At 42.2% G+C, this 25,837-nt stretch carries 28 protein-coding genes and 1 other annotated feature; of the genes, 22 read left to right on the top strand and 6 right to left on the bottom strand.

Going from position 1 to position 25,837, the window contains the following annotated elements; translation table 11 throughout:
* Positions 1-73: 73 nt before the first annotated feature.
* The 17 genes from pgpH to AC07VD_RS16025 all read left to right on the top strand — a co-directional run bounded on the left by pgpH (position 74) and on the right by AC07VD_RS16025 (position 16,989).
* Entirely contained in the window at positions 74-2,209 is a 2,136-nt protein-coding gene (gene pgpH / locus AC07VD_RS16105) for a cyclic-di-AMP phosphodiesterase PgpH (protein ID WP_010886570.1), read from the top strand.
* A complete protein-coding gene (gene ybeY, locus AC07VD_RS16100; RefSeq protein WP_024572410.1) occupies positions 2,210-2,683 on the top strand; it encodes an rRNA maturation RNase YbeY in 474 nt (157 codons plus the stop codon). It begins immediately after the preceding gene.
* Complete coding sequence (locus AC07VD_RS16095; RefSeq protein WP_144483093.1) at positions 2,664-3,035, top strand: diacylglycerol kinase family protein; 372 nt, start codon at positions 2,664-2,666, stop codon at positions 3,033-3,035. The genes ybeY and AC07VD_RS16095 overlap by 20 nt, the downstream gene beginning before the upstream one ends.
* Positions 3,036-3,153: 118 nt before the next feature.
* A complete protein-coding gene (locus AC07VD_RS16090) occupies positions 3,154-3,564 on the top strand; it encodes a cytidine deaminase (RefSeq protein WP_003230049.1) in 411 nt (136 codons plus the stop codon).
* A complete protein-coding gene (gene era / locus AC07VD_RS16085) occupies positions 3,545-4,450 on the top strand; it encodes a GTPase Era (protein WP_014477370.1) in 906 nt (301 codons plus the stop codon). The genes AC07VD_RS16090 and era overlap by 20 nt, the downstream gene beginning before the upstream one ends.
* 147 nt (positions 4,451-4,597) lie before the next feature.
* Positions 4,598-4,741, top strand: coding sequence for a YqzL family protein (locus AC07VD_RS16080; protein WP_003230053.1), 144 nt, complete (start codon positions 4,598-4,600; stop codon positions 4,739-4,741).
* A gap of 36 nt (positions 4,742-4,777) precedes the next feature.
* Positions 4,778-5,545 (top strand): DNA repair protein RecO, encoded by a 768-nt coding sequence (gene recO / locus AC07VD_RS16075; protein ID WP_015384118.1) that lies wholly within the window; start codon positions 4,778-4,780, stop codon positions 5,543-5,545.
* Positions 5,546-5,584: 39 nt separating this feature from the next.
* Positions 5,585-5,760 (top strand) — a binding site (T-box leader).
* Between the two features lie 82 nt (positions 5,761-5,842).
* Positions 5,843-6,730 (top strand): glycine--tRNA ligase subunit alpha, encoded by an 888-nt coding sequence (gene glyQ / locus AC07VD_RS16070; protein ID WP_003226213.1) that lies wholly within the window; start codon positions 5,843-5,845, stop codon positions 6,728-6,730.
* Positions 6,723-8,762, top strand: a complete 2,040-nt coding sequence (gene glyS, locus AC07VD_RS16065; protein WP_024572413.1) for a glycine--tRNA ligase subunit beta — start codon at positions 6,723-6,725, stop codon at positions 8,760-8,762. Before glyQ ends, glyS begins: the two co-directional genes overlap by 8 nt.
* Before the next feature lie 132 nt (positions 8,763-8,894).
* Positions 8,895-9,533 (top strand): transcriptional regulator CcpN, encoded by a 639-nt coding sequence (gene ccpN, locus AC07VD_RS16060; RefSeq protein WP_003237058.1) that lies wholly within the window; start codon positions 8,895-8,897, stop codon positions 9,531-9,533.
* A 25-nt stretch (positions 9,534-9,558) separates the two neighbouring features.
* A complete protein-coding gene (locus AC07VD_RS16055) occupies positions 9,559-10,371 on the top strand; it encodes a pyruvate, water dikinase regulatory protein (RefSeq protein ID WP_003230064.1) in 813 nt (270 codons plus the stop codon).
* A gap of 253 nt (positions 10,372-10,624) precedes the next feature.
* Positions 10,625-11,119 carry a YaiI/YqxD family protein gene (locus tag AC07VD_RS16050; RefSeq protein ID WP_015714278.1) on the top strand — a complete coding sequence of 165 codons (495 nt, stop codon included), beginning with the start codon at positions 10,625-10,627 and terminating at the stop codon, positions 11,117-11,119.
* A gap of 33 nt (positions 11,120-11,152) precedes the next feature.
* The gene (dnaG, locus tag AC07VD_RS16045) at positions 11,153-12,964 is read left to right on the top strand and encodes a DNA primase (protein ID WP_064671022.1); all 1,812 of its coding nucleotides are present in this window, start codon (positions 11,153-11,155) and stop codon (positions 12,962-12,964) included.
* A gap of 198 nt (positions 12,965-13,162) precedes the next feature.
* Complete coding sequence (rpoD, locus tag AC07VD_RS16040) at positions 13,163-14,278, top strand: RNA polymerase sigma factor RpoD (protein ID WP_003226225.1); 1,116 nt, start codon at positions 13,163-13,165, stop codon at positions 14,276-14,278.
* A gap of 327 nt (positions 14,279-14,605) precedes the next feature.
* The gene (cccA, locus tag AC07VD_RS16035; protein ID WP_003230068.1) at positions 14,606-14,968 is read left to right on the top strand and encodes a cytochrome c550; all 363 of its coding nucleotides are present in this window, start codon (positions 14,606-14,608) and stop codon (positions 14,966-14,968) included.
* A gap of 256 nt (positions 14,969-15,224) precedes the next feature.
* Entirely contained in the window at positions 15,225-15,875 is a 651-nt protein-coding gene (trmK, locus tag AC07VD_RS16030; protein ID WP_015714276.1) for a tRNA (adenine(22)-N(1))-methyltransferase TrmK, read from the top strand.
* Complete coding sequence (locus tag AC07VD_RS16025) at positions 15,868-16,989, top strand: Nif3-like dinuclear metal center hexameric protein (RefSeq protein ID WP_015714275.1); 1,122 nt, start codon at positions 15,868-15,870, stop codon at positions 16,987-16,989. Before trmK ends, AC07VD_RS16025 begins: the two co-directional genes overlap by 8 nt.
* Positions 16,990-17,011: 22 nt before the next feature.
* Here AC07VD_RS16025 and AC07VD_RS16020 read toward each other — a convergent pair whose 3' ends face one another.
* Together AC07VD_RS16020 and AC07VD_RS16015 are read right to left on the bottom strand one after the other, a co-directional pair.
* Positions 17,012-17,956 carry a 4-hydroxy-3-methylbut-2-enyl diphosphate reductase gene (locus AC07VD_RS16020; protein ID WP_014477361.1) on the bottom strand — a complete coding sequence of 315 codons (945 nt, stop codon included), beginning with the start codon at positions 17,954-17,956 and terminating at the stop codon, positions 17,012-17,014.
* Positions 17,957-18,078: 122 nt separating this feature from the next.
* Positions 18,079-18,822, bottom strand: coding sequence for a YqfQ family protein (locus AC07VD_RS16015; protein ID WP_101169546.1), 744 nt, complete (start codon positions 18,820-18,822; stop codon positions 18,079-18,081).
* Between the two features lie 168 nt (positions 18,823-18,990).
* Between AC07VD_RS16015 and cshB the strand changes: the two genes are divergently transcribed.
* Both cshB and AC07VD_RS16005 read left to right on the top strand, forming a co-directional pair.
* Positions 18,991-20,307, top strand: a complete 1,317-nt coding sequence (gene cshB, locus AC07VD_RS16010) for a DEAD-box ATP-dependent RNA helicase CshB (RefSeq protein ID WP_042976517.1) — start codon at positions 18,991-18,993, stop codon at positions 20,305-20,307.
* A 9-nt stretch (positions 20,308-20,316) separates the two neighbouring features.
* Positions 20,317-21,210, top strand: a complete 894-nt coding sequence (locus AC07VD_RS16005; RefSeq protein WP_124058612.1) for a deoxyribonuclease IV — start codon at positions 20,317-20,319, stop codon at positions 21,208-21,210.
* A 26-nt stretch (positions 21,211-21,236) separates the two neighbouring features.
* Here AC07VD_RS16005 and AC07VD_RS16000 read toward each other — a convergent pair whose 3' ends face one another.
* Entirely contained in the window at positions 21,237-21,491 is a 255-nt protein-coding gene (locus tag AC07VD_RS16000; protein ID WP_003230076.1) for a DUF2624 domain-containing protein, read from the bottom strand.
* Positions 21,492-21,606: 115 nt separating this feature from the next.
* Between AC07VD_RS16000 and AC07VD_RS15995 the strand changes: the two genes are divergently transcribed.
* The gene (locus AC07VD_RS15995; RefSeq protein WP_003230077.1) at positions 21,607-22,488 is read left to right on the top strand and encodes a YitT family protein; all 882 of its coding nucleotides are present in this window, start codon (positions 21,607-21,609) and stop codon (positions 22,486-22,488) included.
* A 137-nt stretch (positions 22,489-22,625) separates the two neighbouring features.
* A complete protein-coding gene (zur, locus tag AC07VD_RS15990) occupies positions 22,626-23,063 on the top strand; it encodes a zinc uptake transcriptional repressor Zur (RefSeq protein WP_003230079.1) in 438 nt (145 codons plus the stop codon).
* Positions 23,064-23,105: 42 nt separating this feature from the next.
* On the opposite strand, the gene AC07VD_RS15985 is transcribed toward zur, so the two are convergent.
* Positions 23,106-23,687 carry a hypothetical protein gene (locus AC07VD_RS15985; RefSeq protein ID WP_064671026.1) on the bottom strand — a complete coding sequence of 194 codons (582 nt, stop codon included), beginning with the start codon at positions 23,685-23,687 and terminating at the stop codon, positions 23,106-23,108.
* A 132-nt stretch (positions 23,688-23,819) separates the two neighbouring features.
* Here AC07VD_RS15985 and AC07VD_RS15980 point away from each other — a divergent pair, with 132 nt between their 5' ends.
* Positions 23,820-24,209 carry a DUF308 domain-containing protein gene (locus AC07VD_RS15980; protein ID WP_072557054.1) on the top strand — a complete coding sequence of 130 codons (390 nt, stop codon included), beginning with the start codon at positions 23,820-23,822 and terminating at the stop codon, positions 24,207-24,209.
* 25 nt (positions 24,210-24,234) lie between these two features.
* Here AC07VD_RS15980 and ispG read toward each other — a convergent pair whose 3' ends face one another.
* Both ispG and AC07VD_RS15970 read right to left on the bottom strand, forming a co-directional pair.
* Positions 24,235-25,368 carry a flavodoxin-dependent (E)-4-hydroxy-3-methylbut-2-enyl-diphosphate synthase gene (gene ispG / locus AC07VD_RS15975; protein ID WP_010886567.1) on the bottom strand — a complete coding sequence of 378 codons (1,134 nt, stop codon included), beginning with the start codon at positions 25,366-25,368 and terminating at the stop codon, positions 24,235-24,237.
* Between the two features lie 122 nt (positions 25,369-25,490).
* Positions 25,491-25,790, bottom strand: coding sequence for a protein YqfZ (locus AC07VD_RS15970; RefSeq protein ID WP_003230087.1), 300 nt, complete (start codon positions 25,788-25,790; stop codon positions 25,491-25,493).
* Positions 25,791-25,837: the final 47 nt, after the last annotated feature.

Raw genomic sequence — 25,837 nt, 5'->3', positions numbered from 1 at the left:
AATGACCCGATCGCGCGTTATCGGGTCATTTTTATGATTGCTTATTGGCTTGATGTTTCAAGAGGAGGTTCTTGTGTTGAAAAAGAAGGCTAAGACCAAAAGCAGCTCAAAAAAATGGAGCAGTTTTAAAAATGCCCGCTCCATGCATGTACTGCTGTATCTTCTGCTGGCTGCCATTATGTTTGCTTTGCTCTTTGTACATGTTAAGCCGGAAACACTTGATTTAGACCTGTTTTCAGTCAGCGACAAGACCATTTATGCTCCGGCAACCGTGGAAGATCAAAAAGCCACAGAGGAAAAAAAGCAAGCCGCTGAGGACGCGGTTGAGGATCAATATACATTAAAAAAAGAATACACAGATAATCGGATTGACCTTGTGTCATCAATATTCGACAGTATCAGTGAAGTGAAAAAATCATCGGAAGAAGGCAGCAAATCACCATCGGAAAAATCAATGGTCAAATCCGTAAAGGATAAATTGACGTCAGATGTGAATGATTCCATATCCGAGGACTCAATTAAGACATTGCTGAAAGCAGACAGTGAAGACTTTTCTTTTGTCAGAGATACGGTCATTACCGCAGTAAATACGGTCATGAGCAGTGAAATCCCTTCGGATAAACTATCTGATGCAAAGGATAAGGTAGAAAAAGAGCTAAAGAGCAATTCTATTCCGTCTAAATACTTGGGAGCTGCGACAGAAATCGGGCGTTTTGCTATTATTCCGAATTACGTCTTTGATCCGAAAGCAACAGAGGCAAAACGGCAGGAAGCTTCAGACAATGTCCAGCAGGTTCAAATCAAACAGGGACAAGTGCTTGTGGAAGAAAATGACCTCATTGATCGGGAAGTGTACAGGAAACTTGAGCTGACCGGGTTATTAAATAACTCAAATCTCTTTAAACCGATCAGCGGGCTATTGATTATGATCGGACTTTTCATTGCAACACTTGTATATTATTTTGAAAAACAGAAACAAAATCTGAAGTTTAAAAACCAATCCATTCTGTTATTCTCGATTATCACAACACTTTTGCTTGTGATCATGGAGGTTGTCAGTTTGTTTCAGAAGATGGAGTATAATAATATCGGCTATCTGGTCCCCATTGCGGCCGGAGCCATCTTAATCAAACTGCTGATGAATGAACGCATTGCCATTTTGGGAAGTATCATTCTTGCGATTTGCGGAAGTATGATGTTTAATCAGGGTGTGACAGGAACATTCAATTATGTCATAGGGATTTATTATTTGATCAGCGGGATTTCAGGTGTATTATTTTTAGGAAAGCACAATGCCAGATCAAAGATTTTGCAGACCGGGCTTTTCGTAGCGTTTATTAATATGGTTGTCGTTCTTTCTTTATTATTGATCCAGAACACTGCGCTGTCGGGTCTTGAAATCGGCACGTTAATGCTCATGGGGGTTGTGTCGGGGTTTGCTTCATCTGTATTAATCATCGGCCTGATGCCGTTTTTTGAGACGGGCTTTGGCATTTTATCCACCATGAGGCTGCTCGAGCTGTCTAATCCTAACCATCCGCTATTGCGCAAAATACTGACAGAAACACCAGGTACATATCATCACAGTGTAATGGTTGCCAATTTATCAGAGGCAGCCTGTGAAGCGGTTGGGGCTAATGGTTTGCTTGCAAGAGTCGGCGCATATTATCACGATCTCGGAAAAACAAAGCGACCGCAATATTTTATTGAAAACCAAATGAATATTGACAATCCGCATGACAAGCTGTCACCTCAGTTGAGTAAAAATATTATCATCTCGCATACGACAGACGGTGCGAATATGCTGAGGAGCTATAAATTTCCGAAAGAGCTTGTCGATATTGCTGAGCAGCATCATGGAACCTCGCTTTTAAAGTTTTTTTACTATAAAGCAAAGGAAAAAGGCGACCAGATTACAGAGGAAGAGTTCCGTTATCCGGGGCCGAAGCCGCAATCAAAGGAAGCCGCAATTATATCAGTGGCCGACAGTGTTGAAGCGGCCGTCAGATCCATGCATAATCCAAATCCTGAACGAATTGAAAAGCTTGTCCGGGGTATTATATCCGATAAGCTTCAGGACGGACAGTTCAGTGAATGCGATTTGACATTTAAAGAGCTGGATACAATCGCAAAAACGCTCTGTGCAACATTAAAAGGAATTTTCCACTCCCGGATTGAATATCCGGAGGCTACTAAGAAGGTGAAATAGATGAGTTTACTGATTGATATCGTTGATGAAACAGGAAGCGTCTCAGAAGAGATGCTCAAAGAAGTAGAAAATCTGCTTCAATTTGCCGCTGAGCGTGAAGGCGTTCAGGATCAGGCTGAAGTTTCTGTCACGATTGTTTCCAATGATGACATACATCAGATTAACAAAGAATACCGGGGAAAGGATGCTCCGACAGATGTCATCTCATTTGCTCTTGAAGAAGAGGGAGAAGGTGAGGTCGAAATCGTGGGCGCCGAAATGCCTCCGGTTTTAGGTGATATTATCATCAGTGCCGATCGCACAAGAGAGCAGGCAGAGGAGTATAATCATTCTTTTAAAAGAGAGCTCGGATTTCTAGCTGTACACGGATTTCTGCACCTTTTAGGATATGACCATATGACGAAAGAGGAAGAAGAGGAGATGTTTACTAAGCAAAAGGAATTGCTGGACGCTTATGGACTCAAAAGATCATAGAAATGAGCTGAAGCGATTCTTCAAAAGCTTCGTGCATGCAGGCCGGGGCATCTGGGAAACAGCGCGGACGGAGCGGAATTTCCAATTTCATGCCGCAGCCGCCTGCGCTGTTCTCATTTGCGGCTTCCTTGTAGAGCTCAGCATGATTGAGTGGATGATTATATTCCTTTTGATAGGCGGTATGTTTTCGCTTGAGCTTTTAAATACAGCCATTGAACATACGGTTGATTTAATAACTGACAAACATCACCCTCTTGCTAAAGCGGCCAAGGACGCTGCCGCCGGGGCTGTTTGCGTTTTTGCCGTGATTTCGTGTATCATTGGTATACTTATTTTTTTGCCAAAGCTGTAATGGCTGAAAATTCTTACATTTATTTTACATTTTTAGAAATGGGCGTGAAAAAAAGCGCGCGATTATGTAAAATATAAAGTGATAGCGGTACCATTATAGGTAAGAGAGGAATGTACACATGAACAGACAAGAATTAATAACAGAAGCTTTAAAAGCGCGTGATATGGCATATGCGCCGTATTCCAAATTCCAAGTAGGAGCCGCTCTTCTTACCAAGGATGGAAAAGTGTACAGAGGCTGCAACATTGAGAACGCGGCATACAGCATGTGCAATTGCGCCGAGCGTACCGCTTTATTTAAAGCTGTTTCTGAAGGGGATACAGAGTTTCAGATGCTGGCCGTTGCGGCTGACACCCCTGGACCGGTATCTCCGTGCGGAGCCTGCCGCCAGGTGATTTCTGAGCTTTGCACAAAAGACGTTATTGTCGTACTGACTAATTTACAAGGACAAATAAAAGAAATGACTGTGGAAGAATTATTGCCAGGCGCATTTTCATCGGAGGATTTACATGACGAACGAAAGCTTTAAATCAGGATTTGTATCCATTATTGGAAGACCAAACGTAGGAAAATCTACATTTTTGAACAGAGTCATTGGACAAAAAATCGCGATCATGAGCGATAAGCCCCAAACGACGAGAAACAAGGTGCAAGGAGTACTGACGACAGGCACATCACAAACCATTTTTATTGACACACCAGGGATTCATAAACCTAAGCATAAGCTTGGGGACTTTATGATGAAAGTGGCGCAAAATACATTAAAAGAAGTCGATTTGATCTTGTTTATGATCAATGCTGAGGAAGGCTACGGGAAGGGCGACGAATTCATCATTGAGAAATTGCAGACGATGTCTACGCCTGTATTTTTAATCGTAAACAAAATTGATAAAATTCATCCCGACCAATTGCTTCTGCTAATTGACGAATACCGCAGACGTTATCCTTTTAAGGAAATTGTTCCGATTTCTGCTTTAGAAGGAAATAACATCGAAACCTTGCTCGCTCAGATTGAAGCGTATTTGCCGGAAGGGCCGCAATTCTATCCGAGTGACCAGGTAACTGACCACCCTGAGCGATTTATCATTTCTGAATTAATCAGGGAAAAGGTGCTGCATTTGACGAGAGAAGAAATCCCGCACAGCATTGCGGTGGCCATCGAATCCATCAAAGGGCAGGACAACGGTTCTGTGCACGTAGCGGCAACGATTGTGGTCGAGCGGGATTCCCAGAAAGGCATCGTGATCGGTAAAAAAGGAAGCCTTCTAAAAGAGGTTGGAAAAAGAGCGAGAGCGGATATTGAAGCACTGTTGGGCTCCCGTGTCTACCTTGAATTGTGGGTGAAAGTGCAGAAAGACTGGCGTAATAAAATGTCCCAGCTTCGCGATTTTGGCTTTAAAGAGGACGAATATTAATCTCTTGCTGTGTGTGTCATTATCTCACAGGAACAGGGATACATTAGCAAATTTTGTTTAACATGAAATGGAGGACATCTGGTCAAGATAAAGGTAAGAATTTGGAGTTTAGGTAAGCTAGTTTAACTACAGAAAGGTGGGTTTCTTGTGTTGAATTTTACCTGGAACGTATTTTCTCAAACAGGAAATGTTGATACGTATCTTCTTTTTAAAGAACTGGAAAAAGAGAACATGGAAAGACCCGAAGAACTAGAAGATGAGCTAGCCCGATTTGATTATCCAATTTTATAAACCTCTTGGCCGCTCCTGCTTGAGGAAGGTGCGGAAATGCTGACAAAATGTGAAGGAATCGTTCTTCGCACAAATGATTACGGAGAGACGAATAAAATCGTAACATTACTGACAAGAGAACACGGAAAAATAGGTGTTATGGCACGAGGCGCCAAAAAACCGAACAGCCGTTTATCAGCAGTCAGCCAGCCCTTTTTGTATGGTTCTTTCTTAATGCAAAAAACATCGGGCCTCGGAACGCTTCAGCAGGGGGAAATGATCCTCAGCATGAGAGGCATCAGGGAAGACTTGTTTTTAACAGCATATGCTGCCTATATTGCTGAGTTAGTCGACAGAGGCACAGAAGAAAAAAAGTCAAATCCTTATTTATTTGAATTCATATTAGAATCATTAAAACAGCTGAATGAAGGAACAGATCCGGATGTTATCACCTTCATTGTTCAAATGAAGATGCTCGGTGTCATGGGCCTGTATCCTGAGCTAAATCATTGTGTACATTGTAAAAGCCAAGACGGAACCTTTCATTTTTCTGTTCGTGATAATGGTTTTATATGCCACCGCTGTTTTGAAAAAGATCCTTACAGGATACCGATTAAACCGCAAACGGCAAGGCTGTTAAGACTCTTCTACTATTTTGATCTGTCGAGACTCGGCAATGTGTCCTTAAAAGAGGAAACAAAAGCTGAATTAAAGCAAGTGATTGATTTATATTACGAAGAATATTCGGGATTGTATTTAAAATCAAAGCGCTTTTTAGATCAAATGGAAAGCATGAAACATCTTATGGGTGAAAACAAAAGTTGACATTTGGTCCATCTTTTTATATGATCATTTATTATAAAATATGTTGCAGTGAGAGAAAGAAGTACTTGCGTTTACCTCATGAAAGCGACCTTAGGGCGGTGTAAGCTAAGGATGAGCACGCAACGAAAGGCATTCTTGAGCAATTTTAAAAAAAGAGGCTGGGATTTTGTTCTCAGCAACTAGGGTGGAACCGCGGGAGAACTCTCGTCCCTATGTTTGCGGCTGGCAAGCATAGAGACGGGAGTTTTTTGGTTGCTGCCGCAGTCAACTTATGAAAGAAAAGTGGAGGTGCTTGAAATGAATATTCAAGACATGATTCTAACCTTGCAAAAGCATTGGTCCAGTCAGGGCTGTGTGCTTATGCAGGCTTACGATGTAGAAAAAGGAGCCGGCACGATGAGCCCGTATACATTTTTGCGCAGTATCGGCCCTGAGCCGTGGAAAGTGGCTTATGTAGAGCCTTCCAGACGTCCTGCAGACGGCCGCTACGGGGAGAACCCGAACAGACTGTATCAGCATCATCAGTTCCAGGTCATTATTAAACCGTCTCCTGATAACATTCAAGAACTGTATTTAGATTCCTTGCGTGCTCTTGGAATTGATCCGCTTGAGCACGATATTCGCTTTGTTGAAGACAACTGGGAGAATCCGTCTTTAGGCTGCGCGGGTCTAGGCTGGGAAGTTTGGCTTGACGGAATGGAGATAACACAATTTACGTATTTCCAGCAGGTCGGGGGATTAGAGTGTAAACCCGTTTCTGTAGAGATTACGTATGGAATTGAACGTCTCGCGTCTTATATCCAAGATAAAGAAAACGTGTTTGACTTGGAATGGACGTCAGGGTTTACAGTAAAAGATTTATTCATGATGGCTGAATATGAACATTCCGTTTATACGTTTGAAACATCAGACGTCGATATGCTGTTCCAATTGTTCAGCACATATGAAAAAGAAGCGATCAAGCAAATGGATAACGGACTTGTTCATCCAGCATATGACTATGTACTGAAATGCTCGCACACCTTCAATCTGCTTGACGCCAAAGGTGCGATCTCTGTTACCGAGCGGACGGGCTATATCGCAAGAGTGCGGAATTTAGCTAGAAAAGTAGCAAAAACCTATTATGAGGAACGAGAAAAACTAGGGTTCCCAATGCTTAAAGGGGAGGGTTCTTCTCATGAGTAAACAGGATTTACTTTTAGAGATCGGATTAGAGGAAATGCCGGCGCGCTTTTTGAATGAAAGCATGGTTCAGCTTGGCGACAAGCTGACAGGCTGGCTTAAAGAAAAAAATATTACTCACGGTGAAGTGAAACTCTTCAATACACCGAGACGTCTTGCTGTGTTCGTTAAGGATGTCGCAGAAAAGCAGGATGATATAAAAGAAGAAGCAAAAGGGCCTGCGAAAAAAATTGCCCTTGATGCGGACGGGAACTGGACAAAAGCGGCAATCGGCTTTTCAAAAGGCCAAGGCGCGAATGTGGAAGACCTGTATATCAAAGAAGTAAAAGGCATAGAGTATGTATTCGTGCAAAAATTCCAAGCCGGCCAAGAAACGAAGTCGCTTCTGCCAGAATTGAGCGGTTTAATTACAAGCTTGCATTTCCCGAAAAACATGCGCTGGGGAAATGAAGATTTGCGTTATATCCGACCGATCAAATGGATTGTCGCATTATTTGGACAGGATGTCATTCCATTTTCGATCACAAACGTTGAGTCTGGACGGACAACACAGGGACACCGTTTCCTCGGACATGAAGTGTCAATTGAATCACCTTCAGCTTATGAAGAGCAGCTGAAAGAACAGCATGTTATTGCTGATCCTAGCGTCCGAAAGCAAATGATTCAATCTCAGCTGGAAACAATGGCTGCTGAAAACAATTGGAGCATTCCAGTTGACGAAGACCTTCTTGATGAAGTGAATCATTTAGTAGAATACCCGACAGCTCTTTACGGTTCATTTGAATCCGAGTTTCTGTCAATTCCTGAAGAAGTGCTTGTCACGACAATGAAAGAGCATCAGCGCTACTTCCCTGTCAAAGACAAAAACGGTGACCTGCTGCCTCACTTTATCACAGTCCGAAACGGCAACAGCCACGCGATTGAAAATGTGGCCCGAGGCAATGAAAAAGTGCTGCGCGCACGTTTATCTGATGCGTCATTCTTCTACAAGGAAGATCAGAAACTAAACATTGATGCAAATGTGAAGAAGCTTGAAAATATCGTTTTCCATGAAGAGCTTGGTTCTCTTGCTGATAAGGTTAGAAGAGTCACATCAATCGCAGAGAAACTTGCCGTTCGTCTTCAGGCTGATGAAGATACATTAAAACATGTGAAGCGGGCTGCTGAAATTTCTAAATTCGACCTTGTGACACATATGATATATGAATTCCCTGAACTTCAAGGAATTATGGGCGAAAAGTATGCGAGAATGCTTGGCGAAGATGAAGCTGTGGCGGCGGCAGTCAATGAACATTATATGCCTAGATCAGCGGGCGGAGAAACGCCTTCTACTTTCACCGGAGCTGTTGTAGCAATGGCGGATAAGCTTGACACAATCGCTTCATTCTTCTCTATCGGCGTAATTCCGACCGGTTCCCAGGACCCTTACGGACTGCGCCGCCAAGCAAGCGGTATTGTTGCGATTCTTCTTGACCGCAACTGGGGAATTTCATTTGAAGAGCTGCTTACTTTCGTACAAACCGATAAAGAAAATGAACTGCTGGATTTCTTCACTCAGCGCTTGAAATATGTCTTGAATGCTGAACAAATCAGACATGATGTCATTGACGCCGTGCTGGAAAGCTCTGAGCTTGAGCCGTACTCTGCGCTGCATAAAGCACAAGTACTGGAGCAAAAGCTTGGTGCACCTGGCTTTAAGGAAACAGCCGAAGCGTTAGGCCGAGTGATCTCTATCAGCAAAAAAGGAGTCCGCGGAGACATTCAGCCTGATCTGTTTGAAAATGAATACGAAGCAAAACTGTTTGATGCCTACCAAACAGCGAAGCAAAATCTGCAGGAAAACTTCAGCAAAAAAGATTATGAGGCGGCGCTTGCTTCACTTGCAGCCTTAAAAGAACCGATCGATGCTTACTTCGATCATACAATGGTTATAGCGGATAATGAGGCATTAAAGGCAAATCGATTAGCGCAAATGGTAAGCTTGGCGGATGAGATCAAGTCCTTTGCGAATATGAATGCCCTTATTGTAAAATAAAGAGAGAAAAGGCGGTTGCTGTGTGATCGGTAATCGTCTTTTCCCCATTTATATGTTTTTTGTTTGATTACAAGATATTTACGTTATAATATGGATTATTATTTCTTTACATAGCTATGAAGTGAAAAGGTGGTGAGTACGATCGAACTAAATAAACGGCAAGAACATATTTTGCAGATTGTAAAAGAAAACGGGCCGATTACAGGGGAGCATATTGCAGAAAAGCTGAACCTAACCAGGGCGACATTGCGCCCGGATTTAGCCATACTCACCATGTCAGGATTCCTCGAGGCGCGCCCGAGAGTCGGTTATTTCTATACGGGAAAAACCGGCACACAGCTTTTGGCGGATAAACTCAAAAAGCTTCAGGTGAAAGACTTTCAATCTATCCCCGTAGTGATTCACGAAAACGTTTCTGTGTACGATGCGATTTGCACCATGTTTTTAGAAGATGTAGGTACTCTGTTTGTGGTGGACCGCGATGCTGTTTTAGTCGGGGTGCTTTCACGAAAAGACTTGCTCAGAGCGAGCATTGGCCAGCAGGAGCTTACATCGGTCCCTGTTCACATCATCATGACAAGGATGCCGAACATTACGGTGTGCAGACGCGAGGATTATGTGATGGACATTGCAAAGCACTTAATAGAAAAACAAATTGATGCACTGCCTGTCATCAAAGACACCGATAAAGGCTTTGAAGTGATCGGCAGAGTGACAAAAACAAATATGACCAAAATACTTGTCAGTTTATCTGAAAATGAAATCCTATAAGATTGCAAACTAACGGGGGGATAATATGAATAACCGCATCATCTATGTTGTATCGGATTCCGTCGGTGAAACGGCTGAATTGGTAGTGAAAGCAGCACTCAGCCAATTTAACGGATCGGCGGATGATACCCATGTAAGAAGAATTCCTTATGTTGAAGATATAGGCACTATCAATGAAGTGATTTCACTTGCAAAGGCAGACGGCGGCATTATCTGTTTTACACTCGTGGTGCCGGAAATCAGAGAATATTTGATAGCCGAAGCGGAAAAAGCAAATGTTTTATATTATGATATTATCGGCCCGTTGATTGATAAAATGGAAACAGCCTACGGTTTAACAGCGAAATACGAACCGGGGCGGGTGCGCCAGCTTGATGAAGATTATTTCAAAAAAGTGGAGGCCATCGAGTTTGCAGTTAAATACGATGATGGACGTGATCCAAGAGGGATTTTAAAAGCTGATATCGTTTTGATCGGCGTTTCAAGAACGTCTAAAACACCGCTGTCTCAATATCTCGCACACAAACGCCTGAAGGTTGCCAATGTTCCGATTGTACCGGAGGTTGATCCGCCGGAAGAACTCTTTAACGTTGATCCGAAAAAATGCATCGGTTTAAAGATTAGCCCTGATAAACTGAATCATATCAGAAAAGAACGTTTAAAATCACTCGGGCTTAATGATAAAGCGATTTATGCAAATATCAACAGAATCAAAGAGGAACTCGAGTATTTCGAAAAGATTGTGGATCGGATCGGCTGCCAGGTTGTTGATGTTTCAAATAAAGCGGTTGAGGAAACAGCAAATATTATCCATCATCTCAAAACAAAAAACATATAACTCAGGACGCTCTATCCTGGGTTTTTGGCTGTGCCAAAAGGGAATAATGAAAAACAATAGCATCTTTGTGAAGTTTGTATTATAATAAAAAATTGTGATAAAATGATTAATTTTAGGTTTAAGGATCGTGTGATACGAATAAACTATTATGGGTAAGATGTCAAGAATTTCTCCCGGAAATTTTTCGACAAATTCATATACATCCACAATAATAAAGGATGTGCGATTTTGCTTGCTTTTATGCAGGAGTTTAATGGAGGGATGGAGAATTACTCTTCTTAATGAACAAGAAAAGACGATTTTTGTCGATGCTGATGCTTGTCCGGTAAAAGATGAAATTTTACAAACAGCATCCGAGTATGAAGTTCAAGTTCTTTTTGTCGCTTCATTTGAACATTATCAGCTTTCCAGAAGCAATGAAGAAAAATGGAAGTATGTTGATCCTCATAAAGAAGCTGCTGATTTATATATCGCAAATCACGTGAAACCGGGAGATATTGTTGTGACGCAGGACATCGGATTAGCATCTCTGCTGTTGAACAGAAATGTCTCTGTTATGTCGGAAAGAGGTCGTCTTTACAAAGAAGACACGATTGATTTTGCTCTAGAGGGCCGTCATTTTTCCGGCAAACAAAGAAGAAAAGGCGTATATGCCAAAGGGCCTAAAAAATTGAATAAAGAAGATCGAGAACGATTTATTGCACTGCTGCAAAAAATCCTGTCGAACGATGAAGGGATTTTGCACTAAAGCATCGAATAATGTACGACGGAGTGTTATAAGATGGGAAATCGGATACCAGATGAAATTGTGGATCAGGTGCAAAAGTCGGCAGATATCGTTGAAGTCATAGGTGATTATGTTCAATTAAAGAAGCAAGGCCGAAACTACTTTGGACTCTGTCCTTTTCATGGAGAAAGCACACCTTCGTTTTCCGTATCGCCCGACAAACAGATTTTTCATTGCTTTGGCTGCGGAGCGGGCGGCAATGTTTTCTCTTTTTTAAGGCAGATGGAAGGCTATTCTTTTGCCGAGTCGGTTTCTCACCTTGCTGACAAATACCAAATTGATTTTCCAGATGATATAACAGTCCATTCCGGAGCCCGGCCAGAGTCTTCTGGAGAACAAAAAATGGCTGAGGCACATGAGCTCCTGAAGAAATTTTACCATCATTTGTTAATAAATACAAAAGAAGGTCAAGAGGCACTGGATTATCTGCTTTCTAGGGGCTTTACGAAAGAGCTGATTGATGAATTTCAGATTGGCTATGCTCTTGATTCTTGGGACTTTATCACGAAATTCCTTGTAAAGAGGGGATTTAGTGAGGCGCAAATGGAAAAAGCGGGTCTCCTGATCAGACGCGAAGACGGAAGCGGATATTTCGACCGCTTCAGAAACCGTGTCATGTTTCCGATCCATGATCATCACGGGGCTGTTGTTGCTTTCTCAGGCAGGGCTCTTGGCAGCCAGCAGCCTAAGTATATGAACAGTCCTGAAACCCCGCTCTTTCATAAAAGTAAACTGCTTTACAATTTTTATAAGGCCCGCCTTCATATCAGAAAGCAGGAAAGAGCAGTCTTATTTGAAGGGTTTGCTGATGTCATATCGGCCGTAAGCTCGGGTGTAAAAGAAAGCATAGCCACGATGGGAACGTCTCTTACAGATGATCATGTCAAGATCCTGAGAAGAAACGTCGAAGAAATCATTCTTTGCTATGACTCTGATAAAGCCGGTTATGAAGCCACCTTAAAAGCTTCGGAGCTTCTGCAAAAAAAAGGCTGCAAAGTCAGAGTTGCAATGATTCCTGACGGATTGGATCCTGATGATTACATCAAAAAATTCGGCGGGGAAAAATTTAAAAATGACATTATTGACGCCAGTGTCACCGTAATGGCGTTCAAAATGCAATATTTCCGAAAAGGAAAGAACCTGTCCGATGAAGGCGACCGACTAGCTTACATTAAAGACGTACTGAAAGAAATCAGCACGCTTTCAGGGTCTCTAGAGCAGGAAGTCTATGTAAAGCAGCTTGCTTCAGAGTTTTCGCTTTCACAGGAGTCTTTAACTGAGCAGCTGTCTGTTTTCAGCAAGCAAAACAAACCTGCTGACAATAGCGGTGAAACAAAAACGCGGCGAGCGCATCTGACGACAAAAGCAAGGCAAAAACGTTTGCGTCCGGCGTATGAAAATGCAGAAAGGCTGTTACTCGCTCACATGCTTCGAGATCGGAGCGTCATCAAAAAAGTGATTGATCGGGTAGGGTTTCAATTTAATATTGATGAGCACCGGGCATTAGCCGCCTATCTTTATGCTTTTTATGAAGAGGGAGCCGAGCTGACGCCTCAGCATCTGATGGCCAGGGTGACGGATGATCATATAAGCCAGCTCTTGTCTGATATATTAATGCTTCAGGTTAGTCAAGAGCTTAGCGAAGCCGAGTTATCAGATTATGTAAAAAAAGTGTTGAATCAAAGAAATTGGTCAATGATAAAAGAAAAAGAGGCGGAAAGAGCCGAAGCCGAAAGGCAAAAAGATTTTTTAAGAGCTGCTTCTCTGGCTCAAGAAATCGTTACATTGAACCGATCTTTAAAATAACTGGAGAACTGATGAGGAGCATTTATTGGCAATGATTCCTTGCGGAGGAGCAAATAGATCGCTTAACCTCATCATGAATTGTCATTTCATTATTCGCACATTGTTAAAGGCAGTTCACATAGAAAACGCCTGAATGGACCGAATAAGAATCATACCGCTTATAGAATTCGTTGCAAGCTTTGGAAGGAGGGATCCATAATGGCTGATAAACAAACCCACGAGACAGAATTAACATTCGACCAAGTAAAAGAGCAATTAACAGAGTCTGGTAAAAAACGTGGCGTTTTGACATATGAAGAAATTGCTGAGCGTATGTCCAGCTTTGAAATTGAATCAGACCAAATGGATGAGTATTATGAATTTTTAGGTGAACAAGGTGTTGAATTAATTAGTGAGAATGAAGAAACAGAAGATCCTAATATTCAGCAGCTTGCCAAAGCCGAAGAAGAATTTGACCTTAATGACCTAAGTGTACCGCCTGGCGTTAAAATCAATGACCCAGTTCGTATGTATTTAAAGGAAATCGGTCGGGTTAACCTTCTTTCTGCAAAAGAAGAAATCGCCTACGCTCAAAAGATTGAAGAAGGTGACGAAGAATCTAAACGCAGATTGGCTGAAGCGAACCTGCGGCTTGTTGTCAGTATCGCAAAACGGTATGTCGGACGCGGTATGCTGTTCCTTGATCTGATCCAGGAAGGAAACATGGGCCTGATGAAAGCCGTTGAAAAATTTGATTATCGCAAAGGTTATAAATTCAGTACGTATGCTACGTGGTGGATCAGACAGGCGATTACACGCGCCATTGCCGATCAGGCGAGAACGATCCGGATTCCCGTTCATATGGTTGAAACCATTAATAAATTAATCCGTGTGCAGCGTCAATTACTGCAAGACTTAGGCAGAGAACCAACACCTGAAGAAATTGCGGAAGATATGGATTTAACGCCTGAAAAAGTACGCGAAATCTTAAAGATTGCTCAAGAGCCGGTATCGCTGGAAACACCGATCGGTGAAGAGGATGACTCGCACCTTGGTGATTTCATTGAAGACCAAGAAGCAACTTCACCTTCTGACCACGCCGCATACGAGCTATTGAAAGAGCAGCTGGAAGATGTGCTTGATACGTTAACTGATCGTGAAGAAAATGTATTGCGTCTTCGATTCGGTCTTGATGACGGCCGTACAAGAACATTAGAAGAGGTCGGCAAAGTATTTGGAGTAACGAGAGAGCGTATTCGACAAATCGAAGCCAAAGCGTTGCGGAAACTAAGACATCCTAGCAGAAGTAAACGTTTGAAAGATTTCCTCGAATAAGATGGAACGGGTCTTGATGATCCGTTCTTCTTTTTTAAAAAGATATATGGATAATATGCCTTTATTTTACTGAAAAATGATGTCATTTGCAAATGAACATTGTGATGAAAAATTTCAAAATCTAATTCCATATTTTCTATTGTAAGCGTATACAATACATTATACAATAGAATAAAAAGGATATTAGAGATTTAGGCATGTTTCAATTCAATTTTGTATAAAGTGTGAATAAAAAACTTTTGTATAGCAATCCATTTACTTTTTGTAAAAATAAGTTAGAATTAGAAGTGTTTACATAGGGGGAAGGATCAAAAAGGGGGAAGGGAAATGAAATGGAACCCGCTTATTCCATTTTTGCTGATCGCTGTTTTAGGAATTGGTCTAACTTTCTTTTTATCAGTAAAAGGACTTGATGACTCTCGGGAGATTGCAAGCGGAGGAGAAAGCAAATCTGCTGAAAAGAAAGATGCAAACGCTTCACCAGAAGAAATTTACAAGGCAAACTGCATCGCATGCCACGGTGAAAATTATGAAGGTGTTTCGGGTCCTAGCTTAAAAGGTGTAGGGGATAAGAAAGATGTCGCTGAAATTAAAACAAAGATCGAAAAAGGCGGTAATGGAATGCCTTCCGGTCTTGTTCCGGCCGATAAGCTGGATGATATGGCAGAGTGGGTGTCAAAAATTAAATAAAAGAACCATTTTTCTCTTTATACATTCACAGGCCGCCGAGATGTTCTCGACAGCCTTTTATTTTTGACTGCCGCGTGCAGACCCGCATCAAAAGAAATAATCTCAAAATCATTTGCTTCAGCTTGGATTCCGGGCTGATTTTTTATATGATAGTAAAGGAAAAAATGATTGAGAAAAGTTGTGATGACAAGTGAACGAATTAAAATTATCTAAACGATTGCAAACAGTAGCGGAGTACATACCGAATGGAGCGGTGATGGCCGATATCGGCTCTGATCACGCATACCTTCCTTGTTATGCGGTGCTGAATCATAAAGCCAGCGGGGCGATTGCCGGAGAAATCACAGATGGCCCATTTTTGTCTGCAAAGCGGCAGGTTGAAAAATCAGGCTTAAACTCGCACATTTCTGTAAGGCAGGGAGACGGACTGGAAGTGATTAAAAAAGGTGAAGCTGATGCCATTACGATTGCCGGAATGGGCGGGGCTTTGATCGCTCACATTTTAGAAGCGGGCAAAGACAAATTAACGGGGAAAGAACGGTTCATTTTACAGCCGAATATTCATGCTGTTCATATCAGGGAGTGGCTTTATAAAGAAGGATATGCGCTGATAGATGAGGTAATCCTTGAAGAGGACGGAAAGTGCTATGAGGTGCTGGTAGCCGAAGCGGGAGACAGGGATGCGGCTTATGACGGTATTTCTTTATCAGCCGGGATGCTTGTCGGCCCTTTCTTGGCAAAAGAAAAAAATGCTGTCTTTTTGAAAAAGTGGACACAAGAGCTTCAGCACACTCAAAGCATTTATGAACAGATCAGCCAAGCGGCGGATACAGAGCAAAACAAACAAAAATTAAAGGAGCTCGCCGATCGAATGGAGCTGTTAAAGGAGGTAATCGATCATGGCTAAAAGTGTAAATGGGCAGCAGATCATCCAGCTGTTTGAACAATTTTCCCCGAAAGCCTATGCGGTTGAAGGAGATAAAATCGGCCTGCAAATCGGCACCTTAAACAAACCAATTAAAAATGTGATGGTTACACTTGATGTGTTAGAGAGCGTTATCGATGAAGCGATTGAAAAAGAGGTTGACTTGATTATTGCACACCATCCACCAATTTTCCGGCCGCTAAAGCATATTTCAACAGATCAGCCTGCCGGAAGGTTAATTGAAAAGTGTTTGAAGCATGATATTGCTGTTTATGCAGCTCATACAAATTTAGACGTTGCGGACGGCGGTGTGAATGATTTGCTTGCTGAAGCATTAGAGCTGAGTGAGACGGAAGTGCTGGTGCCTACTTATACGGATCCTCTGAAAAAGCTGGCAGTATACGTGCCGAAGGAATATGAAGAGCAGGTCAGAGCCGCGCTCGGAAATGCGGGGGCTGGCCATATCGGTGAATACAGCCATTGCGCGTTTTCATCTGAAGGAATCGGCAGTTTTAAACCATTAGACGGAGCTAAGCCTTTTATCGGTGAAGTGGGAGAGCTTGAGCTTGTTCATGAAGTAAGGCTTGAGACTGTATTTCCTAAAAGCGTCGAAAAAGCTGTTATCAATGCAATGATAAAAAGCCATCCATATGAAGAAGTCGCTTACGATATCTATCCTATCGAACAGACTCCCGCCGAAAAAGGGCTCGGCCGTGTCGGAACCCTTAAAAATGAGATGACGCTCAAGGAATTCGCTTTATTTGTGAAAGACAAGCTTGACGTCAATGGTGTCAGAATGGTGGGGGATGCTGACAGCATGGTGAAAAAAGTAGCTGTTCTTGGCGGAGATGGAAACAAGTATATTCATCATGCAAAACGAAAGGGAGCCGATGTTTACGTCACAGGAGATTTATACTTCCATGTGGCCCATGATGCGATGATGCTTGGCCTAAATGTGGTTGATCCGGGCCATTACGCGGAAAAAATCATGAAAGAAGGCGTCACGAGAAAACTGACATCAATGTGTAATGATAAAAAGTTTGGCGTGAATATCTTTGTTTCTGAAACAGATACAAATCCATTTACATTTCTATAAAAAAACTGAGGCTTTTACAGCCTCAGTTTTTTGCTTTTACTTTTGGAAGTATTTTTTTGAGCGGTATATTATGTTCAGTTGTCCAAGTTGATGGATCTTCGTGATCAAACTGCTCTAAAAAGCGAATGACTTCTTTTGTGATCGGCGTCGGTGTTGAAGCTCCCGCTGTAACTGCAACGGTATTAACGCCTTTCAGCCATTCGAGCTTCAATTCGCTTAAGTCACCGATCCGGTATGCTTTTGTCCCGGCTATTTCTTCTGACACTTGAGCAAGCCTATTTGAATTGTTGCTTTTCGGGTCTCCGACAACGATTGTTAAGTCCGCTTTTTTTGCCTGCTCTGATACAGCTTCCTGCCGCACTTGAGTAGCGAGGCAAATCTCTTGGTGATATTCGACATGAGGATATTTTTCTTTGACAAGCTCCATAATGTCGTGAACATCCCATTGAGACATTGTTGTTTGATTCGTCACGATTAACTTCTCTGCTTGGATATCAAGGTTCTTTACATCTTCTTCTGTTTCAACTAAGTGAACGATCTCCGGCGCTACGCCAACGGCTCCCTCAGGCTCTGGATGCCCTTTTTTGCCGATATAGATCACGTGATATCCTTTTTCTTTCATCTCTAAGATTAGATTATGAGTTTTCGTCACATCCGGACATGTAGCATCAATTGCGACTAACCCTTTTTCTTCTGCGATTCTTCTGACTTCGGGAGAAACACCGTGCGCAGTGAAAATGACAGTTCCTTTGTCAACCTGCTTTAAGATGTCCAGACGGTTAGAGCCGTCCAATGTAAAAATCCCTTCCTCTTCAAACGCATCAGTGACGTGTTTATTATGAACAATCATCCCGAGTATATAGATGGGTCTTGGCAAGCTTTTATCTAGTGACGCATTTTTGGCAATGACCATAGCATCAACAACACCATAGCAATAGCCGCGCGGTGAAATTTTAATTACGTCCATTTTCGGTTGTCCTCCAATACTGAAGTGAGTAAAGGCAATATAAAAAGCCGTAATCAAACGGCTCTATTCTTGCATTCTTCTGATCTCATTATAGCCAATCTCACTTCAGATATCAAAGAATGTTAAATATATAATCTCGGTTTTGAACTGCCTGATGTTCTTTTCGGAGCAGGAGAGGCAGCTTCCTTTTTCTTCGGGGCAGACGTTTTTGATTCTTGTTCTTTATTGTCAGTTGTTTTAGATTTCTTTGGGAGAGAAGAACTTTTTGGTTTTGATTTTTTGTTCCCATCTGAGGTTTTTGTTTCAGTCTCTTTCTCTTTTTCTGATGATTCTTCTGAAACGGATTGTTTTTCACTTTCCTCATTGGCCTCTGTCTCAGTATCATCACTTTTACTTAATTGGCTGTACAGCTTCATCATTGCTGGCAGATTGCGGACTAATGGGCCGTACTGCTGGATCATAGGGGTGACTTGCTGCGCCATGCCGAGTACTTTTTGCACATTTCCAAGCATACTGGATAATGATGCAGGATTGGCGATATTTTGAATGCCTTGCAGGCCAGCACCTCCGCTCGCTGCTGCACCTGCTCCTGGAATTCCAGGAACTCCGGCGCTGCCAGCGCCTCCTCCGCCGGGTAGGAACCTTGACAGCATTCCTTTTAAGCCTCCGCCTGCACCTGCACCATTTCTCGCTCCGGCATTTGCCTGAGGAAGAAATTGTCCGGCTTGCTGAAAACCTTGCTGCTGTGCTCCAAATGAAGGTCCTCGCATATTAGGCGGTCTTCTGCCCGCCATTCGCTGATTTGGCATGGGGCGGGGCGGTCCGGGCTGTGGGTAATTTCTCATTGGCTGCTGCGGTGAAAACATACTTGTACCTCCTTTCAGCTCTCTCTGCTATTAGAATATGCATGGGCTGCGGTATTTGCTTTACATAACTGAATAAAACAAACGCCTTGCAAACGTGGTGTTTTTAAGCAAAATCGGGTATAATGTGATGATGGACACATAATGTGCCGCTTTAAGGAGCTGGGAAAAATGAAAGAAACGAAATTTGAACTTTATGAATTGAAACCATTTATTATAGATGCAGTACATCGCCTTGGTTTTTACGAACCGACTGATATCCAGAAAAGGCTGATTCCTGCAGTGTTAAAAAAAGAAAGCGTCATCGGCCAGTCTCAGACGGGTACTGGAAAGACTCACGCTTATTTACTGCCTTTATTAAACAAAATCGATCCTGCTAAGGATGTCGTTCAGGTAGTCATTACGGCTCCGACAAGAGAGCTTGCCAACCAGATTTATCAGGAAGCGCTTAAAATCACACAGGGTGAGGAAGGCAGTCAGATTCGCTCGAAATGTTTTATCGGAGGCACTGATAAACAAAAATCAATTGATAAATTGAAAATACAGCCGCATCTTGTTGTTGGTACACCCGGACGGATTGCTGACTTAATCAAAGAACAGGCGTTAAGTGTTCATAAAGCGGAATCTCTTGTTATTGATGAAGCGGATTTAATGCTGGACATGGGATTCCTTGCAGATGTAGATTACATCGGTTCCCGCATGCCTGAGGATCTGCAAATGCTTGTGTTCTCAGCGACCATACCGGAAAAGCTGAAACCATTTTTGAAGAAATACATGGAAAATCCGAAATACGCCCATGTGGAGCCAAAACAGGTGACTGCTGCGAAAATTGAGCATATCCTCATTCCTTCGAAACATCGTGACAAGGACAAGCTCCTTTTTGACATCATGTCGCATCTGAATCCATACCTGGGGATTGTGTTTGCCAACACGAAAAATACGGCTGACCATATTGCCCAGTATCTGACTGGCAAAGGCATGAAAATTGGCTTGCTGCACGGCGGATTAACACCACGTGAGCGGAAAAAAGTCATGAAGCAGATCAATGATTTGGAATTCACATATGTCATTGCAACTGACCTTGCCGCAAGAGGTATTGATATTAAAGGTGTCAGCCATGTTATCAACTATGAGCTGCCGGATGATCTCGATTTCTATGTTCACCGTGTGGGCAGAACGGCTCGTGCCGGCTCATCAGGACAAGCGATGACCATTTATGAGCTTACTGATGAGGATGCATTAGTAAGACTTGAAAAAATGGGCATCGAATTTGATTACTTAGAGCTTGACAAGGGCGAATGGAAAAAAGGCGATGACCGTCAGCGCCGCAAAAAGCGTAAAAAAACGCCGAATGAAGCGGATGAAATTGCTCATCGTCTCGTGAAAAAGCCGAAGAAGGTTAAGCCTGGGTATAAAAAGAAAATGAGCTATGAGATGGAGAAAATCAAGAAAAAACAGAGAAGAAACCAATCTAAGAAAAGAAAGTAGGGGAACCTGTTGTTGAGAATAGGCTCACACGTCTCTATGAGCGGAAAACATATGCTTCTGGCTGCAAGCCAGGAAGCAGTCTCTTATGGGGCGAATACGTTTATGATCTATACAGGCGCACCGCAAAATACGCGCCGAAAGAAAATTGAAGACTTAAATATAGAAGCAGGCCGGGCACATATGCAAGAAAACGGCATTGACGAGATTATCGTACACGCGCCTTATATTATTAATATTGGCAACACGACAAATCCGTCCACTTTTGAGCTGGGTGTTGATTTTCTTCGTTCAGAAATTGAACGGACAGCTGCCATCGGAGCGAAGCAAATTGTCCTTCATCCTGGCGCTCATGTAGGGGCAGGAGCTGAAGCCGGCATCAAAAAAATTATTGAAGGCTTAAATGAAGTGATTGATCCGAATCAAAATGTCCAGATTGCATTAGAAACAATGGCTGGAAAAGGATCAGAATGCGGCAGAAGCTTTGAGGAGCTTGCACAGATTATCGAAGGCGTTACACACAATGAGCAGCTGTCAGTGTGCTTTGACACGTGCCATACACATGATGCCGGGTATAACATTGTCGAAGACTTTGACGGAGTGCTGAATGAGTTCGATAAAATCATTGGCATTGACCGTATCAAAGTGCTTCATATCAATGACAGCAAAAATGTCAAAGGTGCGAGAAAAGACCGCCATGAAAATATTGGCTTTGGTGAAATAGGTTTTAACGCACTGCAATATGTTGTTCACCATGAGCAGTTAAAAGACATTCCAAAAATTCTTGAAACACCATATGTCGGTGAAGATAAAAAGAACAAAAAACCGCCATACCGTTTTGAGATTGAAATGCTGAAAGAAAAACAATTTGATGATACATTGCTCGAAAAGATTTTACAGCAATAAAAAATGGGGGATAACACCCCCATTTTTTAGCTTGTAAATTGTTTGAATAGTTCATTAACTGTTTGAGCTGTTTCTTTCGATGTAATCGTCTCTACTTGTTTCAACAGCCGCATTCGTTCACTCTCATTAAAGATGTTTACATTTTTCCCGTATAACAAGTTCGCTACTTCAACGGCCTGCGATCTTGTTAAGCTGATTCCGTATTGTTTTGAGTACTTCAGCAAATCATCAGCAGTAGCCTGATTAAGCCGCTGTAAAATAATTCTTTGAAATAAAATCATCGGTCATTCCACCTCCAGACTTAATGTATGGGCAAATCAGTAAAATGTGTCAGTGTTTAATGGTAAAATAGATTTATAATGTATTTAAAATAGTTATTGCAGGAAAGGAGATTTTATGACCCCAACAAAACAACATAAGAAAGAAACATTTACCCATTTTATTTTCAGGGTCTTCATGATTCTGGTAGGTGCTGCATCTGCGGCTGTAAGTATCGAATTATTTTTAATCCCCAATGATTTTATTGATGGCGGGATTATCGGTGTATCACTTATTTTAGACCACCTCTTTATGTCAAACCCCTTTCTCAATTTCGCTTTTTTCGTTGTCATATTAAATATTCCTTTTATGATCTTCGGATATAAATATATCGGTAAGACCTTTCTAGTCTCTACGTTTATAGGGATTGTCGGGCTTGCCGTTATTGAATCCTCACTTCACCATGTAGAAGCCATTACAACCCAGCCTATTTTGGCTACTGTGTTCGGAGGTCTTTTACTCGGCTTTGGCGTCGGGCTTGTTATTCGAAACGGAGGTTCAATGGATGGTACAGAAATTCTCGGTATTTTGCTGACCAAAAAACTCCCGTTTTCAGTAGGTGAGTTCGTTATGTTCATCAATGTGTTCATCTTCATTTGGGCAGTTTTTGTGTTCGGTCCTGAGCAAGCGATGTACTCATTCATGACTTATTATATTGCGATGAAAACGATTGATGCCGTGATCCAAGGGCTTGATGAAACAAAAGCTGTCATTATTGTGTCTGAGCAGTATGATGAGATTTCCGACGCGATTTTGCACCGTCTTGGTCGGGGCACAACGAAGTTGAAGGGGAAAGGCGGGTATACGGACGAAGAAAAAGACGTAATTTACGCGGTTGTCACAAGGCTGGAAGTGACAAAGCTCAAATCGATCGTGTTTGAAGTTGATCAAAATGCATTCATAACAATTATGAATACTCATGAAACGAGAGGCGGAAAATTCAAAAACGCAATCCACTAGGCTTTCATTTACTTTTATTCATTTTATGGGTATAATTTTATCTGCAGTAAAGAAAATGGCTTGCTGGACAGACAGCTGCCATTTTCTTTTTCATACATGTGATACGTTCTTAAGCAAAGCGAAAAGGGGGACCCTTCATGAACGTCCAAGAAGCGCTGAACCTACTAAAAGAAAACGGATATAAATATACAAACAAACGGGAGGATATGCTGCAGCTTTTTGCTGATTCAGACAGATATCTTACCGCTAAAAACGTACTGTCTGCACTGAATGATGATTATCCAGGCTTAAGCTTTGATACAATCTACAGAAATCTTTCTTTATATGAAGAACTTGGGATTTTGGAAACAACTGAGCTGTCCGGTGAAAAGCTTTTCAGATTTAAGTGTTCATTCACCCATCACCACCATCATTTTATTTGTCTTGCCTGCGGCAAAACAAAGGAAATTGAATCATGTCCGATGGACAAGCTTTGTGATGATTTGGATGGCTATCAGGTCAGCGGGCATAAATTTGAGATTTACGGCACATGCCCTGATTGTACAGCGGAAAACCAAGACAACACTACTGCGTAAAATGCGTATATATGAAAAAGGGGCCCGGTTTGGGCTCCTTTTTCAGTTATTGACGCGTATAAAGTGATGCTTGTTGTTGTTCATCCATTGAACGGCTTCTAGCCAGTTGTTTACTCTGATGATGTTTGAATCAATCGGAAGCTGATTATAAGGGGAATTGAACAAAATCACCGGTATCCCGGCTTCTTTCGCAATCATCATGGCGTTCCCGTGATGATCTTCAAAAAACAGGTCGATGTTATGATCCTTGACCGCTTCAACTTTGTGATGACCGCCAACGAGTTCGATGTGGTCATAATGAATGTTTTGTCTGTCAAACCATTCATAGGTAATATCAGTTAAATGAGTCCGTCTCGCTGTAATATAAATAAGCTTGTGCTCCTCTTTGAGAAGATCAAGTGACTGTTTCGCATGCTGTGCAAGCAATGCTTCCTTATATATGATTGCTTCATTTTGATTCATCCAATCCCAAAATTCTTCCTGGGTAATGTTTAACAGCTTTGTTAAATCATAATCCGTCATATCGTTTAATGAAATGGAAAGATTAAACGAACGGTTCAAATAAGGGACGAATGTATCCTGAGCCGTGATTGTGCCGTCAATATCTATTCCTAAGCGTAACATGCCCACACTCCTTCAGTTTCATCCCTTCAAGTGTAACATAAACAATTGACATTAACAGAAAAGTTTAGCAAACATGAATCAGGCAAAATGGATCAAACTATAAAAGCTCCTTTAATAAAACAGAAGGGGGAATTGAAGGTGGCAAACGATTACGAAAAGCGTGATAACAACAGTTACTATGTTGATCATGGATCTGAAGGGACAAATATTACCCGCGACAATGACGGTTTTTTTGAGGAAACAGCTGCTGAAATCGCAGAGCCTTATCGTGCTGCTGACCGCAGCAATGACCAAGACAATGATCGCAGCGACGGCAATGTCAATGAAGGACGGGGAATAGGGTACATCGCTTTAGCCTTGTCCATCATTTCATTGTTTGTACTGCCTGTTTTATTGGGAGCTGCCGGTATTATTGTCGGCTATATCGCAAGAAGAAGAGGTGCTCAAGGCCTTGGAGCCTGGGCAATGGGTATCGGTGTCGTTTCATTAGTGCTTGGAATATTTATTATTCCATTTTTCTAACACAAAAAAGCTTGACGGGTTCCCGTCAAGCTTTTTGTGTTTCTTCTTTTAATTTTGCTTTTTCAGCTTCAAGTTTTGCGTAGTGTTCCTCAGCAAGAATGTCAATTTCTTTTTTGAGTTCTTCTACCATCGTTTCCTCTGGAACCTTACGGACAATTTTCCCTTTCCGGAACAGCAGCCCTTCACCGCGTGCGCCGGCGATTCCGATATCAGCTTCTCTCGCTTCACCAGGTCCGTTTACAGCGCAGCCGAGAACAGCAACTTTAATCGGCGCTTTTATCTTAGAAATATACTCTTCCACTTCATTGGCAATGCTGATTAGATCAATTTCAATACGGCCGCAAGTCGGGCATGAGATGAGCGTGGCAGCATTGGAGGCTAAGCCGAAAGATTTCAGAAGCTCCCTTGCTACTTTTACCTCTTCTACAGGGTCTGCGCTTAGTGAAATGCGCATGGTGTTCCCGATGCCTTTGCTTAAAATGGCGCCGAGTCCTGCTGCGCTCTTTACTGTGCCGGCAAACAGCGTTCCTGACTCGGTGATCCCGAGGTGAAGCGGGTAGTCAAACGCTTTCGCTGCTTTTTCATAAGCCTCGATTGCAAGGTTCACGTCAGAGGCCTTCATGCTGACAATAATATCGTGAAAATCAAGATCCTCAAGAATTTTAATGTGATGAAGTGCGCTTTCTACCATTCCATCGGCAGTCGGATAACCGTATTTTTCTAAAATGCGTTTTTCCAATGAACCGGCGTTTACTCCGATTCTGATCGGAATGCCTTTGTCTTTGGCCGCTTTAACAACCGCTTCAACTTTTTCGCGCCGGCCGATATTGCCGGGGTTGATTCGGATTTTATCTGCGCCGCCTTCAATGGCTTTCAACGCAAGTTTATAATCGAAATGTATGTCAACAACGAGAGGAATGGAAATGCGCTTTTTAATATCCGCAATGGCGTTTGCCGCCCGTTCATCCGGACATGCTACCCGAACGATTTGGCATCCGGCTTCAGCCAAACGGTTAATTTCCGCAACCGTTGCTTCTACATCATGTGTTTTTGTTGTTGTCATGCTTTGGATGACAACTTCATTGTTGCCGCCTATTGTTAAAGGTCCCACTTTGACGGGACGCGTTTTTGTACGATGTGTGATTTCACTCACTTGCAATCGCTCCTTAATTGTAGTTGCCGCTTCTAGATATAACAATTCTAGTATGGTTTATGTGAATTTATTTTACAAATTACATTGTAACAGTGTCTTCGCCGAACTGACAAGAAATTAACGTTAAATTAAGGGTAGACCGGGAATTTATACGCTGTTCCGGCTTGAATGGCGTTAGCTTTCACATTTGGATTCAGTGCTTCAAAATCCTTTACAATGTCATCCGGAGAACCTGCTGATCCGACTATCGACATAACCGTATCACCCGGCTTTACCTTCACCGTTTTATAAGCCGGTTCTTGTACAGCCGTTTTTGCTGATGCTTCATAGACAGGGAGGTCCTGAATGGGTATGGTTCCAATTTTAAGGTCATAAAAAAGAATAAAAAGTATAAAAACAATGCTGCATACTAAGGTGAGACGCTTCATCGCTTTTCCTCCCGCATACGAAATTTTATACCATAGTATGCTTGTCC

The organism is Bacillus sp. GW821-FHT01G09 (assembly GCF_059422205.1).
The sequence above is the reverse complement of the archived record's forward strand: the minus strand, read 5'-3'. Positions and strand labels throughout refer to the sequence as shown.

Bases quoted from the DNA above. Each gene is read 5' to 3' on its own strand.
- ybeY (WP_024572410.1), top strand. From the start codon at position 2,210: ATGAGTTTACTGATTGATATCGTTGATGAAACAGGAAGCGTCTCAGAA.
- AC07VD_RS16095 (WP_144483093.1), top strand. From the start codon at position 2,664: ATGGACTCAAAAGATCATAGAAATGAGCTGAAGCGATTCTTCAAAAGC.
- AC07VD_RS16090 (WP_003230049.1), top strand. From the start codon at position 3,154: ATGAACAGACAAGAATTAATAACAGAAGCTTTAAAAGCGCGTGATATG.
- era (WP_014477370.1), top strand. From the start codon at position 3,545: ATGACGAACGAAAGCTTTAAATCAGGATTTGTATCCATTATTGGAAGA.
- recO (WP_015384118.1), top strand. From the start codon at position 4,778: ATGCTGACAAAATGTGAAGGAATCGTTCTTCGCACAAATGATTACGGA.
- glyQ (WP_003226213.1), top strand. From the start codon at position 5,843: ATGAATATTCAAGACATGATTCTAACCTTGCAAAAGCATTGGTCCAGT.
- glyS (WP_024572413.1), top strand. From the start codon at position 6,723: ATGAGTAAACAGGATTTACTTTTAGAGATCGGATTAGAGGAAATGCCG.
- AC07VD_RS16055 (WP_003230064.1), top strand. From the start codon at position 9,559: ATGAATAACCGCATCATCTATGTTGTATCGGATTCCGTCGGTGAAACG.
- AC07VD_RS16050 (WP_015714278.1), top strand. From the start codon at position 10,625: ATGGAGGGATGGAGAATTACTCTTCTTAATGAACAAGAAAAGACGATT.
- dnaG (WP_064671022.1), top strand. From the start codon at position 11,153: ATGGGAAATCGGATACCAGATGAAATTGTGGATCAGGTGCAAAAGTCG.
- rpoD (WP_003226225.1), top strand. From the start codon at position 13,163: ATGGCTGATAAACAAACCCACGAGACAGAATTAACATTCGACCAAGTA.
- cccA (WP_003230068.1), top strand. From the start codon at position 14,606: ATGAAATGGAACCCGCTTATTCCATTTTTGCTGATCGCTGTTTTAGGA.
- trmK (WP_015714276.1), top strand. From the start codon at position 15,225: ATGGCCGATATCGGCTCTGATCACGCATACCTTCCTTGTTATGCGGTG.
- AC07VD_RS16025 (WP_015714275.1), top strand. From the start codon at position 15,868: ATGGCTAAAAGTGTAAATGGGCAGCAGATCATCCAGCTGTTTGAACAA.
- AC07VD_RS16020 (WP_014477361.1), bottom strand. From the start codon at position 17,956: ATGGACGTAATTAAAATTTCACCGCGCGGCTATTGCTATGGTGTTGTT.
- AC07VD_RS16015 (WP_101169546.1), bottom strand. From the start codon at position 18,822: ATGTTTTCACCGCAGCAGCCAATGAGAAATTACCCACAGCCCGGACCG.
- cshB (WP_042976517.1), top strand. From the start codon at position 18,991: ATGAAAGAAACGAAATTTGAACTTTATGAATTGAAACCATTTATTATA.
- AC07VD_RS16000 (WP_003230076.1), bottom strand. From the start codon at position 21,491: ATGATTTTATTTCAAAGAATTATTTTACAGCGGCTTAATCAGGCTACT.
- AC07VD_RS15995 (WP_003230077.1), top strand. From the start codon at position 21,607: ATGACCCCAACAAAACAACATAAGAAAGAAACATTTACCCATTTTATT.
- zur (WP_003230079.1), top strand. From the start codon at position 22,626: ATGAACGTCCAAGAAGCGCTGAACCTACTAAAAGAAAACGGATATAAA.
- AC07VD_RS15985 (WP_064671026.1), bottom strand. From the start codon at position 23,687: ATGTTACGCTTAGGAATAGATATTGACGGCACAATCACGGCTCAGGAT.
- AC07VD_RS15970 (WP_003230087.1), bottom strand. From the start codon at position 25,790: ATGAAGCGTCTCACCTTAGTATGCAGCATTGTTTTTATACTTTTTATT.